We start from the raw sequence: 13,392 nt of genomic DNA, 5'->3' as shown, positions 1-13,392 counted from the left end.
CTATTATGAAGCAACCCATGATAGCATGCTATAACGGGTTACCTTCGATCCTTAGTTTGTGTATACCTGAAACCTTTGATATTATGAAGTTTGCTGACTGGCTGCTTTGCGCCGGTAGCTGAAGTAGAATATCTGGGGCAGCACGGTAAGCGACAGTATCATGCAAATCAGTAATCCTCCCACTATCATAATCGCCAGCGGCTTTTGAACCTCAGATCCCATACCGGTTGATAAGGCTGCCGGGAGGAGACCGATTGATCCCATTAACGCGATCATTACAATAGGACGGATACGACTATGTACGCCATTGGATATGGCTTCTTTTAAATTCATTTTTCGCATGTTTTCTTTCATCACGGCGATCAATATGATACTGTTGATAGTATTTACACCAAAAAGTATAATAAAGCCAATACCTGCAGAAATACCAAATACTGTTTGGGTAAGCCACAAGGAAAGAAAGCCACCTATGAATGCAAATGGAATGGTACTGGCTGCAATAAGGGTATCCTTAATGGTACCGAAATTAAAGTACAATAAAAATAATACCAGTAACAATACTGCCGGCACAATAACAGATAGTTGTTGGGAAGCGCGCTCTTTACTTTCAAACTCACCGGCCCAGGTCATTTTATTTTTCACCGGTATTTTCACTTCTTTAGCTACTTTGGCTTTGGCTTCAGCAATCGTACTTCCCAGGTCTCTGCCCTGTATACTGAAGCCTACCGCTATATAACGGCTGCTGCCTTCCCTATAAATAAAGGCAGGTCCTGTAATATAGCTGATGGTAGCAATTTCTTTTAAAGGTATTTTCTTACCATCCTCGGCAGGGATCATCATTTCGCCGATCTTCTTCTCGTTATCCCTGTAGGGTTTGTCAAACCTTAACCGTACATCAAACATGCGTTCTTCTTCGTAGAATTTGGTAGCGGCCCGGCCGCCTATCGCCATTTCTATTACAGCCTGGGCATCGGCGATATCAATGCCGTAACGGGACATTTTATGATCGTGCAATTGAATTCTTAATTCCGGCAGACCAATATTGCGATATACATTAAGGTCTTCAATACCTTTTACCGTACGTATACTGTTGGCTACCTGGTCAGCATATTTCTCCAATTCAAAAAGGTTATTGCCATAGATCTTTACTACCAGCGAGCTTTTTACACCTGCCACGTATTCTTCCACATTATCCTGTATCGGTTGACTAAAGCCTAATACGATACCCGGATAGATATCCAAAGACTTTCGCATTTCTTCCACCAGCTCATCCTTTTTAACCGGTCGTGTCCATTCCTTTTCCGGGTATAGTTGTATATGAAATTCTATATTGAAAAAACCTGTAGGGTCGGTTCCATCATTAGGTCTTCCTACCTGGTTGAGCACAAATTGTACTTCGTCGAAGCCGCGGATCTTCTTTTTCATTTCCTCTGCTAACCGCGTTGATTCTTCAAGGTTGACGCTATTCGGGAGTGTGGCCCTTACATACAACGCCCCCTCGTTAAGCTTAGGAATAAATTCTGTTCCGTAGAATGCAAATCTTACCGCACACCCGGCCAGTATTACTATAAAACCCGTAACAACAATCCTGCGACGACGATTACTCCATAAAAACAGGCGAAACAGGTTGTTCTTAAAGAATTTTGAAATGACATTTTCCTTCTCCTTTATGTTCTTAGTGAGCATTAACCTGCAAAGTGCCGGTACATAGGTAATGCTGAGCAGGAGTGAGCCTAACAGTGCATATCCCAAAGTAAATGCAAGCGGCCGGAACATTTTTCCTTCTACTTTCTGGAAGGAGAAAATAGGAATTAACGCAACAATCAATATCAGTTGTGCAAATACAATATAACCACCCACGCTGCCTGCTCCTTTACGGATCAACCCCAGCTTACTGCTTTTATTAAACCGTTTCATGCCCAGCTGGTGCGCCCTGAGCTCCATGGTTACAAATACAGATTCAACAATGACGAGAGTGCCTTCCAGCAATAGGCCAAAGTCGATGGCCCCCAACGATATGAGATTTGCCGGTAATCCCTGTATCCGCAACATAAGTAATGCGAACAGGAAGGAGAGCGGGATGACCGATGCTACTATTAGTGTGGTACGCCAGTTGAAAAGAAAAATGAAAACAATGACCGATACAAAGAGAATGCCTTCTATAATATTTTTACTTACGGTATCCACCGTTGCACTTACCAGTTCGGTACGGTCAATAAAAGGCTCTATCGTTACATCGGCAGGTAAAGTACTGTTATTCAGTTCGGCAATTTTATCCTTTAGCCTGGGTATTACATCTCCCGGATTTTCACCCCGCAACATCATCACAATGCCCTGAACCAGATCTGTATCATCTTGTAATCCTACTTTACCCAACCGTGGCTTAGCTGCTACTTCTACCCGGGCAACATGTTTCACGAGTATAGGTGTGTTGCCTTTTACTTTGATCAGAATATTTTCGATATCTTCTGTTTGTTCTAATAAACCTACACCTCTTACTACATAGGCCTGGCTGCCTCTTTCAATCACATCACCACCTACATTGATATTACTCTTCGCTACGGCATCATATACATCCAGGGGAGATAGGTCGTAATTGGCCAACTCCGTGGGGTTGATCTTGATCTCATAGATCTTTTCTTCCCCTCCAAAACTGATGATATTAGATACACCGGGCACTGCAACCAATTCCCTTTCAACTACCCAGTCGTGTATAGCCGTGAGTTCCTTAATGTCTCTTTTACTTTTTAAAACATACCGGAAGATCTCACCGGTTGCTCCGGCTGGCGGTTCAATACCGGCATCTGCGCCATCCGGCAGAGAAACAGATTGTAACCGGTTTGCCGCATATTGCTGCGCATAAAAGTCATCTACATCATCGTCGAAAAGAACTGTTACTACCGATAGCCCGAATAAAGAGATGGAACGAACATCCGATTTTTTGGGAATCGTATTTAACTCCTTCATTAAAGGAAGGGTGACAAATTTCTCTATTTCTTCTGCGCTCCGCCCGGGCCATTGTGTAATGATACGGGCCCTGGTGTTGGTAACATCGGGATATGCTTCAATGGGAGTGTGCAGGTAAGCTACTATTCCGGATACCACCAGTAAGGCGGTAAGAAACAGTACAATAATGTGATTTTTTAAAGAGAACGAAACTATTTGCTGAACGATCTTTGTCATGTCGATACGGGTTTAATCTCGCACCTGGTCTGGTGCAATTGTGTTGCCGGGTTAACTGCATATACATACAGTATTAAAATGATTGAAGCGCCTGGTAGATAAGCAGGTGATTTCGGGTGATGATTTTTTCTCCGGGCACGATGCCTTCCGGTATGTAGATCTTATTATGATTCCGGCTACCTGTCTTTATTTTACGCACTTCTATGCTGCAATCCTCCTTATAAATCAGCACATAGTATTCGTTGTTGTCAAACACCAGGGATGCTTCAGGCAGGCATACCTGCATGGTTGTTTCGTTTTTTAATGCCGTGATGTCGACCATCATCCCTGGTTTTAGCAATAGATCCTTATTGGGCATTACGATACGCGCCTGCAATACTTTCGAGTCATTATCCATTACCTGTGAGAGTACCGATACTTTTCCGCGGAAGGTTTGGCCCGGGTAAGAAAGTGTGGTGATCTCTACCGGCATGCCTTCCTTTATCTCTGCTATGTTGCTGGTATAGATGTTAGCCATTACCCACACTTCATCCAGGTTAGAAACGGTGAAAAGCGATTCACTTTCAGAATTGAGTTGGGTACCAGGCGCAATATTCTTCGAAGTAATAACACCGCTTGAAGGAGCTTTGACCTGGAAAACACCTTTTGACGTACTGGCATTATAAAGGCTCATATTGGCGCCGGTTCTTCTTTGCTCTGATTTAAGTATCTCTAACTCGCTTTGTGCTTCCTGTAATTCCCTGCCTGATGACATGCCGTCGGCATACAGGTCTTTTAAAGTTTCCAGTTTTCTTTCTGCGATCCTGATCTGTTGAAGGATATTGCCTGATTCTGATTGTAAGCTGTTTAACTCAACACTTTTTACTTCAGCCAATACCTGCCCTTTCTGCACTTTATCGCCCAAAGAAAAAAATACATTGTTGACTACACCATTGGTTAAACTGGAATAGGTGACCTGCTTGTCGGCATTGGCTTCCACACTACCCATTAAATGAACACCGGTGGCAACAGGTTCAGCTTTGGCTTCTTCAATACTGATTTTCGACTTAAGCTCTTTGTCAAGGCAGAATTGTTGTTCAACAGGCACTGCTTTTTTTTCTCTGCAACCTGCAAGCAGAGCGATGGTTATTCCGATCGTAAATATTCTTTTCATATTGTATATTGATGGGATCAATTAGGAGCATATAGTTTTAAATCAGGGCATCAGCTCAGTGCCCGATACATAGTTGACCTCTTCCACTGCATTATTCAAATCACGGGAGGCGCCAAGAATGGAGAGTTTGTTCTGTTGATATGATTCCAGGAAATCCAGGTACTCTAACATATTAATATTTCGAGATAAAAAGTTACGGGTATAGGCTTCGAGAGATTGATCCAGTTTTTGGAGATAAGCAGCGTCAATATTTATATGAAAAGTATAGGCATTCAGTAGGGACTTATAGCTGGCAGCTACTTCTGTCTCCATCTGGTGCAGGGACTGCTGAGACAAAGTTTTTGCCTGCTGAATGCCTAGCTTCGCCTTTTGGATATTACCCTGATTTTTATTAAAGAAGGGGAGGTCTATTGATGCCCCGAAGCCAACAAAATTCAGCATCGTACTTCCGTTCCGGTCGTAACTGCCTTTAATAGTTACATCTGGTGTGCGTAAAGCTTTTTCGTAGGAATAAGCTTTTTCTGAATACCTTTTTTCCAGTAATGCTAACTTATAATCAGGGCGGTGGGTTGATGCTTCAGTTACCAGGGTTTGGTAAGTGGGAATGCTATTGTTAGTAATGGCCCGCTCAAACTGATCGCTGCTTAATTGCAGAAAGGTCTGAGGTGGCAAATGCAACAGTTGTTTCAGTTCTTTTTGCGTTTCATTATTTTGCTGTTTCAGCTCGTGTAGTGATTTTTGGAGCTCAAATTGTTTGCTTTGTAATCGGGTAACCTCGGTTGCCGCTATATTTCCTTTTTCGAGTTGACGTTCGTAGGCGCCCAGCAGGTCGTTTACCGATTGTAGCTGTGTTTGAAAAGCATGCTCCGACAACTGCAGATATTGCAGTTCCGTTATCTGGCGGCGCAATTCCAGTTTTAGATTTCGTAATAGTTCATTAAAAAATTGTTGTGCCTTTTCAACGCCAACACTTTGCAATGCCATTAACTTTTTTCGTTTGCCCGCGGTGTAGAGCAACTGTTCTATAGATATGGCATATTGTTGGTTACGCCCCCAATTGCCTATAATCGGCGGAGATACTTCCTGTCCGCCTGTTTGATGACGCGTTGCCCAGAGATTGATTTCGTCGAGGGTGAATTGGGGATTAGGCCATAAAGAAGCCTGTTTTACTTCGGCTTCTGCCATCGGGATATTAAGTTGTTCAGCCAGCAATGATAAATTTTCCTTTAGGAAAATTGCCTCGCATTGGCTGCGCGATAAATGCAGCGTGTCCTGTGCTGCGGCGTCCCACCAGCAGGCAAGAAGCATTGTGCTCAATAAAAGAGTCCGTTTCATGATGGGCAAAGCTGGGATGAAACACCTTAAGAAAGGCTTAAAGCCGATAAAATTGTCCTTAAACCGGGTGCTCATGAGAAGCTTCGCCGGAGATGTAATACCTTTACAGTATGAACCTGTTATTGATTGAAGATGACCATACTTTGGCGCAAAATATAACGGAAGCGCTGAGAGCAGAGCAGGCCCATGTAAAAGTTGTATATGATGGAATGCTTGCTGAGCGCTTACTGCGAAAAGAGGCATTCGATTGCGTGATTATGGACGTCAATCTCCCGGGTAAAAATGGCTTTGAGCTATGTAAGGCTTACCGGCAATTTAATAAAAGCACACCAGTGATTATGCTGACTGCTTTTGCTGAATTAGAGGACAAGGTAACGGGGTTTGACGCAGGCGCCGATGATTACCTCACCAAGCCCTTTTATATGCGGGAGTTATATCTAAGGATACAAAACCTGGTTAAAAGGTCCAGGCAATTGCAGGAAGAAGTCTCGTCTAATCTGGCAGCTGGTGATGTGGTGATTAATGATGATCAGAAGAAAGTTTATCGCGGGCAGCAGGAGATAATGCTGACGCCGAGGGAGTACCAGATACTGTACATGCTGATCGACAATAAAGACAGGGTAGTGTCCAAGGCAGAGTTGATGAAAGAAATATGGGGCGGCAATGTAGATTACAATACCAATACAATCGAAGTGTATATTAATTTCTTAAGGAATAAGATCGACAAGCCTTTCGGACAAAAGTCTATCAAAACAAAAGTGGGGTACGGTTATTACTGGGATATGTCATGAGAATCAAAAAAAGGATACTGATTTATGTTTGCTCTACCATCATAGGTATTACTGCTATTACCTTCCTGCTGATCTATATATTATTCTATTCCTACCGCGAACAGTCCTTTAGAAAGCAGCAGGAAAATAAGATCCGCTATACGGTTCAGTTGATCCAGAAATACCGGGAGCAAAGTGCAGAGATATCATCTATTTTGGATGAACAGGATATTAATGATTTTTTCGATGAAAAATTGCTGGTATATGATAAGGAAAAGGATCTGATTTTTTCAAGTCTTGACAGCCTGGAGATTTATTCCGCCCGGTCTGTTCTTTTGGATCTGTCACCTGCTCAGCAGTCTGTTTTTGCAGATGAAAAGCACTATGATGTTCTGGGCGCTTATATCGAAAGCAATCACCAGGTTTATTATGCGATTATTAAAGCCTATGATGCATTTGGCTATGACAAGCTCTCTTACCTGAGAAACGTGCTGATTGCACTGTTCATAGCCTTCAGCCTCCTGGTTGTCCTGGTGTCATTGTATATATCCGGTAAAATCTCCAAACCCATAGCTTTATTGGCTGATAATATACAGCGGTACGATTTCAGCAGCAATAATGAGCCGCTCTCTATAAAGACCAATACTTATGAAATCGAGCATCTTACTGAGCGGTTTAATGAATTAGTCAGGCGAACTAATGAAGCGTTTCTTTTTCAAAAGCGTACCATCGATCATATTTCACACCAGTTAAAAACACCGCTTGCCGTTTTAGTGTCCGAATTGGAACGGATCAGTAGGGCTGCGGACCGCACGGGAATAAAGCAGGAGCTGGATCGCCAGGTAGTAAAAGCGCAGTCGCTGGGCAATATCATCACTGTATTACTCGAGATCTCGAAAGTAGAGGCCGGCCAGGAGCTGAAAAAGTATACTACCCGTATCGACGAAATGATCTATGATATTATTGATGAGCTCAATATTATTTATCCTGATTTTAATTTCCATATCAAGTATACCCCACAGGAGTTTGATGAAAAACGAATGGAAGTATCCGTTAACCCACTCTTAGTGAAACAGGCTTTTCAAAACCTGCTGTCCAACTGCATTATTTACAGTTCTGAAAATAAGGGTAGTATTGAAATGGATGCAGCACAAACGGGCGTTTTGAAGATATACATCAGTAATAAAGGCGCAACTATTACAGAAGAGGAGCAAAAGATGTTATTTCAACATTTTTTCAGAGGGGAGAACAGCAGGGGGCAAACGGGTTATGGGCTGGGCCTGGTGTTGACGCAAAAAATACTCGCCGCCAATGATGCCGAGGTAAGCTATAGTAACCAGGACGAAGAAAATAGCTTCATAGTTTCTTTCAGGAGCTAAAACGCTACTTTATTCAAATAAGTATTGTATATCTTCAATGGAAAGACTTTTCATCAGGCTTTCTTCCGTAGTAATAAGGTCTTCGGCAAGCTTTCTTTTGCCACCCGCCAGTTTGATGATTTTCTCCTCAATACTATCCCTGCAGATCATACGATAAGCAAATACATGCTGCTGCTGGCCGATACGATGCGTACGGTCTATAGCCTGGCTTTCTACAGCCGCATTCCACCATGGATCGAATAAGAATACGTAATCGGCTTTGGTAAGCGTTAAGCCGGTGTTCCCTGCTTTTAAGCTAATCAGGAATACTTCCGCCTTACTATTATCTGATTGAAACTCGTTGACCAGTTCCTGTCTTTTCTGGGCCTGGGTTTGACCATCTATCCGAAGGGTAGAAATGCCTGCTGTGTTTAAATCGCGTTCCAATAAATCCAGCATGGACGTGAACTGGCTAAAAACAAGGGCACGATGCTGGGGAATGATACACTTTAGCTCGTTAATCAATACTTTGGTCTTTACACTATCATAGGTAAACAGGTCTTCGCCGGTAACCAGTTCGGCACTATTGCAAAGCTGCCTTAATTTGGTTAACCCCGCCAATACACTCATTTTACCTTTATTTAAGCCATTGCTTTCTATTTCTGTGAATATATTGGTGCGTATATTTTCTTTGATCGTTTCATAGGCTGCACGCTGCTCCGAGTCCATTTCACACCAGAGTATTGACTCCGTTTTTTCAGGAAGATCCTGCGCCACCTGTTCTTTGGTTCGCCGTAAAATGAAGGGGCGGATCAGCTTTTGTAAAGCAGCGGCTTTTTCCTCGTTGGCTTGCTGCTCAATAGGTATGGCGTATTCTTTTTTAAAGAATTCCGCGGTGCCTAACAAACCTGGCATTAGGAAGTGCACCTGGCTATGCAGATCGCTGGTGCTATTCATGATCGGTGTACCACTTAGTGCTATCCTGGTCTTTGCGGTAAGCTGCCATACGGCCCGCGTTGTTTGTGTAGCTGCATTTTTAATATGATGACTTTCATCCAAAACAATCGTTTCCCATGCAATGTTTTCCAGTAGTGAGAGGTCTTGCCGCATTGTGCCATAACTGGTAATAATGATCCTGTTTTCGTCGTCGTTCAATACCGCCTTGTCTCTTTTAGAGCCATGTAGCACCGCAGCTTTTACATCCGGACCAAACTTTTCTAATTCTTTTAACCAGTTATAGAGCAGGCTCGCCGGAGTAATTACCAGCTGTTTGCCTTGCGGATTTACTTCTATTTTATACAACAGAAAGCTAATCGTTTGAAGCGTTTTACCCAATCCCATATCGTCGGCCAGGCAGCCACTCGCGCCTATTTCAGACAGTAGCCTGAGCCACTCATAACCGGTGCGCTGGTAGGGACGGAGCGCCTCCACCTGTAAGCCGGCCGGCAAAGTATATAATTCTTCTTCTTGCTTTTCCCAGCGTTTCCAGCGGGAAAACCACTCGGCAGTGATTCCCGTATTAATGAGGCCACCATCATTTTCGTTATCAGTACCCTCGCTTAAGGTTAACCAGCGGGCTACAACCAGTTCATTTTTTCTAACTTTTCCATGGCGAAATAAAAGCCCGTATTGTTGTAACCACTCATCGCCTAAAACTCCCAGGCTGCCATCCTTAAGCATAATGGCTTTTTGGTTATTGAGGAGCGACTTCTGCAGGGTGGTTAAGGAAACTTCTTCTTTACCGAATTTTACACTGATCTCAATACACGCAAAATCACCCTCCCAGCTTTGCTGATGAATGGTAGTGACGGCTTTATGAGGCGAATACCGGAAATGCTTTAATAAATCGATGCCTAACAGGTCTATATTTTTATCCAGTAACAGGTGATAAGTTTTTAAAAACCATCCTTTCTTTTGTGCTTCCGAAAAACTCAGGTAGAAAAAACCGTTATGCTGGCTGGAAAATTTTTCATGAAGAGATTGGAGGAAGTGTACCAGTTCTTCTTCTTTTTCTTTATTGCGTTGTACAAGTACTGTTTTTTTAGGCGTATCTACTTTTGTAACCGGTTCAAACGGCCCCTCGATAGTAAAACCATCATATACAAACTGGGGCTCCAATTTTAAAAAAGTATTGCTCAACTCGCTTACCATTACCTGCGATTGAGGCTCGGTAACGATCATTTCAGCTTCGGCCAGATCTCCTTTTTCTATTTTCACGTCCCATTGCGCCAGTTTCAGCAGCACGGCTTCAAATTGATCGGTTTGTTCAACGATCCATTGGGCAGCATCCTGTGCGCAGATCCATTCAAGCGCCTCATAGCTCTTTGGGGAAACCTGGTAGTAGCAGTGACCGCGCTCCAGCAAAAAATGATGCCGGTGAAAATCACTGAGCGGAAATCTTTCTTTCCCAATCTCAATAAAAGCATCAATAGTATAATGTGTATTCTTTTTGTCGGCATAAAAGCTTACCTCTACAGGATAATGATAGAAGCTGCATTTGATGTTTTGTACTCTTTTATCACCGGATATTACGGGGTGGTACCAGTCCTGAACAGGTTGCCTTCTCAGTGCTCCGGTAATGGATTGTATATGGCGAACATACGCGGTCTGTACCGCAGCTTTTTGTTCTTCCTTATTAACTATATAGCTGGTTTGCTGATAAAGCGCGATAGATATTTTCTCCAGGTCAACTGTATTAAATGCCATTAATGCTTTAATGGTCTCGTCGCTGAAACTTTTAAAAAGCGCCTTGATATGTGCCCGGGTTAAAGGCTGTTCGCCCGTGGTAATACCGTCAGGGGTTTTAATCAACTGCTTTATTGCTATTACACTCTTTTTCGAGAACAACAATGCAGGTTGAAATAGTAAGTAGGTCTTTGTATTCGCTATAGCCATATTCGTCTTTCTGGCGCGCAAATATAAGATTTGAGGTTAAAGCGGGCGAACTAAAAACAGCCATTGGTTTAATTCTTGTATAAAAAAATAAAACTTATCCTATGTATAAAAAAATAGTAGCTGGTCTCGCAGGCGCATTAGTACTAAATATTTTGCATGAAGCCGTCAGGAACCGTTTCGCCGGGGCTCCGAGAATCAACGAGTTAGGAGAGGAAGCGCTTCAGAAATCACTCCGGCCTTTTAACCTGACAGTAGACAATCCTCGGTCACTTTATTGGGCAACCCTGTCTTCTGACATCGTGTCCAATGCCCTCTATTACGGAGTAACTGCCACAACAAGCCCCGTAATATCCGGCGCTTTGGCAGGCATCGGTGCGGTAAAACTTCCACAGCATTTGGGATTGAATGATGAACCTGTGGCGGCCACACCTCAAAGGAAGCTATTGACTGTTTCTTATTACCTGGTAGGTGCCCTTGTTACCCGCGCCGTTTATAAGGCGCTGCAGCGTTAACTTTCACACCCTCTAAAAAGCCCTCAATATGATAAAATATATTAACTGGATGAGTTCACTGCTCATCGTATTTTTTAACATGGTGTATTACATACCTGTTTTGACCAGGGTATTGAGTACCGGTAATAGCGGGAAGTACATGGCAGTACTTTTGGTTTGCATCTGCGTGAGTATATTTTCAGTTGTCAGTGTATTTTCTTTTGCCCGGCAATTTATGCAGAGTCCTTCCATCCTGATTTTAAATCTGATTGGGTTGTTTCTCACCTTTATCTGGTTATTGTTTTTTGTGGAGCATTGGCAAGTGGTATAAGCCCTGATCAAACGACAACGAAGGCCACGATTTAAATCGTGGCCTTCGTTTATTAATTATTACAAAAATTATTTTAATTGTTTCACCGCTTCAGTAAACTTAGGCAGCACTTCAAACAGATCACCAACAATGCCATAGTCCGCAGCTTTAAAGAAAGGTGCTTCGGCGTCTTTATTGATCACCACAATCACTTTGCTGCGGTTAACGCCCGCCAGGTGCTGAATGGCGCCGGAAATACCTACTGCTATATACAGGTTGGGAGCAATAGCGCCACCGGTTTGACCCACATGCTCATTATGAGGCCGCCAGTGTGCATCCGCTACAGGGCGGCTACAGGCCAGTCCGGCATGCAGTTCTCTGGCCAGGTCTTCTAATATGCCCCAGTTCTCAGGGCCTTTTAAACCGCGGCCACCACTCACCACAATTTCCGCTTCGGCTAAAGGAACTTCACCGCTCTGTTTTTTAACAGCAGTTACTTTCACTTTGGGAGCATCTACAGTAGCATTTAATTCAACCACTTCCGCAGTCCCGGTTCCTTCTTCTATTTTAAAAGCATTGGGATTTAATGAAATGATCTTAACAGGAGTGGTGATATTTACATTGGCGAAAGCCTTGCCTGAAAATACACTTTTTTTAACTGCAAAGCCGTTAGACGTCTCAGGAAGTGCGACAGCTCCCGCAACGAGCCCCGCTTTTAAGCGGGCTGAAAGACGAGGCGCTACTGCTTTACCGTCGGTGTTGTTTGAAAATACCACAACCGTTGCACCGGATTGTTCCACTGCCTGGGCAAGCACTTTTGCATATACCTGTGCATCGAAGTACTTTAAAGAATCATTCTTTACCTGGTGGATCTTGCTTACACCGTATTTCCCTAGCGCGCTTAAGTCTTCCGTGGCCGGTGCCAATACCACACCCTGCGCTTCCACGCCTAGCTGTTTTGCCAGCTGTGCCCCATAAGTAAGCGCTTCCAATGATGATTTTTTTACGTTGCCGTCTTCAGCTATATCGATAAATATTAAAACCATAAAGTAAAAATTTGAAGTTAGATAATTGAGTTACTGCGATGCTGAACTTTAAATCACTTTAGCTTCTTCTCTCAGAAGTCTTACCAGTTCTGCCACATTATCGGCATCTACCAGCTTGACACCCGCTTTTGCCGGGGGAAGACTAAATTCAGCGATGCTGGTTAATGCTTCTGTAGCAACAGGCTCTACTACTTTCAACGGTTTGGTTCTGGCCGCCATAATACCTCTCATATTGGGAATACGCTGCTCCGCCATACCCTTATTACAACTCACCACTACCGGTAAGCTTACTTCGCAAATCTCTTCACCGCCTTCAATTTCACGGGTAACCGTAGCTGTAGTTCCGTTAAGCTCAAATTTAGTTGCCAGGGAAATATACGGGAGATCGAGTAGTTCCGCTACCATGCCGCCTACACAACTTCCATTGTAATCTATGGTTTCTTTACCCAGGAAAACCAGGTCATAACTACCCTGTTTAGCGACCTCAGCTATTTGCGAGGCAATGGTGAAGCTGTCCTGGCTTTCGGTATTCACCCGTATGGCTTCATCGCCTCCCAAAGCCAGGGCTTTACGTATGATAGCATCGGCATCAGGCGCACCTACCGTAACCAGGTGAATAACAGTTGACGCATCTGCTTCTTTCAGTTCAATAGCGCGAACCAAAGCGTAATATTCATCGTTTGGATTGATGATCCACTGTACACTGCCCGTATCAAATTTCGTGTTGTTATCTGTGAAAGCTATTTTTGCTGTGGTATCAGGCGTTTTACTGATACATACTAGTATTTTCATCTGTTGATATTTAGGTTTATAAATAGTATTGATCGGAACCTGGTTGCTTCAATGGCCTG

Annotated in this window: 10 protein-coding genes; 4 read left to right on the top strand and 6 right to left on the bottom strand. The window is 43.3% G+C overall.

Translation table 11 applies throughout. The features are described 5' to 3' along the window. Positions 1-81: 81 nt before the first annotated feature. From U0035_RS05450 to U0035_RS05440, 3 genes are all read right to left on the bottom strand, one after another. Positions 82-3,183, bottom strand: a complete 3,102-nt coding sequence (locus U0035_RS05450; protein WP_114789023.1) for an efflux RND transporter permease subunit — start codon at positions 3,181-3,183, stop codon at positions 82-84. A gap of 73 nt (positions 3,184-3,256) precedes the next feature. Beyond that, the gene (locus U0035_RS05445) at positions 3,257-4,336 is read right to left on the bottom strand and encodes an efflux RND transporter periplasmic adaptor subunit (protein ID WP_114789022.1); all 1,080 of its coding nucleotides are present in this window, start codon (positions 4,334-4,336) and stop codon (positions 3,257-3,259) included. A 42-nt stretch (positions 4,337-4,378) separates the two neighbouring features. Next, complete coding sequence (locus tag U0035_RS05440; RefSeq protein ID WP_211316319.1) at positions 4,379-5,671, bottom strand: TolC family protein; 1,293 nt, start codon at positions 5,669-5,671, stop codon at positions 4,379-4,381. A 110-nt stretch (positions 5,672-5,781) separates the two neighbouring features. Here U0035_RS05440 and U0035_RS05435 point away from each other — a divergent pair, with 110 nt between their 5' ends. Together U0035_RS05435 and U0035_RS05430 are read left to right on the top strand one after the other, a co-directional pair. Next, positions 5,782-6,462 carry a response regulator transcription factor gene (locus tag U0035_RS05435; protein WP_114789020.1) on the top strand — a complete coding sequence of 227 codons (681 nt, stop codon included), beginning with the start codon at positions 5,782-5,784 and terminating at the stop codon, positions 6,460-6,462. Then, positions 6,459-7,820: a sensor histidine kinase gene (locus U0035_RS05430; protein WP_114789019.1), complete on the top strand. Its 1,362-nt coding sequence runs from the start codon at positions 6,459-6,461 to the stop codon at positions 7,818-7,820. The genes U0035_RS05435 and U0035_RS05430 overlap by 4 nt, the downstream gene beginning before the upstream one ends. Before the next feature lie 9 nt (positions 7,821-7,829). On the opposite strand, the gene U0035_RS05425 is transcribed toward U0035_RS05430, so the two are convergent. After that, on the bottom strand, positions 7,830-10,715 hold the full coding sequence (locus tag U0035_RS05425; RefSeq protein WP_162817727.1) for a DEAD/DEAH box helicase: 2,886 nt from the start codon (positions 10,713-10,715) through the stop codon (positions 7,830-7,832). An 80-nt stretch (positions 10,716-10,795) separates the two neighbouring features. Between U0035_RS05425 and U0035_RS05420 the strand changes: the two genes are divergently transcribed. Further along, entirely contained in the window at positions 10,796-11,206 is a 411-nt protein-coding gene (locus U0035_RS05420; RefSeq protein WP_114789017.1) for a hypothetical protein, read from the top strand. Between the two features lie 28 nt (positions 11,207-11,234). Then, a complete protein-coding gene (locus tag U0035_RS05415) occupies positions 11,235-11,516 on the top strand; it encodes a hypothetical protein (RefSeq protein WP_114789016.1) in 282 nt (93 codons plus the stop codon). A gap of 68 nt (positions 11,517-11,584) precedes the next feature. Here the strand turns inward: U0035_RS05415 and U0035_RS05410 are convergent, their stop codons facing one another. Both U0035_RS05410 and U0035_RS05405 read right to left on the bottom strand, forming a co-directional pair. Continuing rightward, positions 11,585-12,541 (bottom strand): electron transfer flavoprotein subunit alpha/FixB family protein, encoded by a 957-nt coding sequence (locus U0035_RS05410; protein WP_114789015.1) that lies wholly within the window; start codon positions 12,539-12,541, stop codon positions 11,585-11,587. A gap of 48 nt (positions 12,542-12,589) precedes the next feature. Further along, positions 12,590-13,333: an electron transfer flavoprotein subunit beta/FixA family protein gene (locus U0035_RS05405; protein WP_114789014.1), complete on the bottom strand. Its 744-nt coding sequence runs from the start codon at positions 13,331-13,333 to the stop codon at positions 12,590-12,592. Positions 13,334-13,392: the final 59 nt, after the last annotated feature.

This window comes from Niabella yanshanensis, from assembly GCF_034424215.1.
Lineage (GTDB): Bacteria > Bacteroidota > Bacteroidia > Chitinophagales > Chitinophagaceae > Niabella > Niabella yanshanensis.
This window is presented reverse-complemented; position numbering and strand designations above follow the sequence as displayed.

Bases quoted from the DNA above. Each gene is read 5' to 3' on its own strand.
- U0035_RS05445 (WP_114789022.1), bottom strand. From the start codon at position 4,336: ATGAAAAGAATATTTACGATCGGAATAACCATCGCTCTGCTTGCAGGT.
- U0035_RS05450 (WP_114789023.1), bottom strand. From the start codon at position 3,183: ATGACAAAGATCGTTCAGCAAATAGTTTCGTTCTCTTTAAAAAATCAC.
- U0035_RS05440 (WP_211316319.1), bottom strand. From the start codon at position 5,671: ATGAAACGGACTCTTTTATTGAGCACAATGCTTCTTGCCTGCTGGTGG.
- U0035_RS05435 (WP_114789020.1), top strand. From the start codon at position 5,782: ATGAACCTGTTATTGATTGAAGATGACCATACTTTGGCGCAAAATATA.
- U0035_RS05405 (WP_114789014.1), bottom strand. From the start codon at position 13,333: ATGAAAATACTAGTATGTATCAGTAAAACGCCTGATACCACAGCAAAA.
- U0035_RS05420 (WP_114789017.1), top strand. From the start codon at position 10,796: ATGTATAAAAAAATAGTAGCTGGTCTCGCAGGCGCATTAGTACTAAAT.
- U0035_RS05415 (WP_114789016.1), top strand. From the start codon at position 11,235: ATGATAAAATATATTAACTGGATGAGTTCACTGCTCATCGTATTTTTT.
- U0035_RS05430 (WP_114789019.1), top strand. From the start codon at position 6,459: ATGAGAATCAAAAAAAGGATACTGATTTATGTTTGCTCTACCATCATA.
- U0035_RS05410 (WP_114789015.1), bottom strand. From the start codon at position 12,541: ATGGTTTTAATATTTATCGATATAGCTGAAGACGGCAACGTAAAAAAA.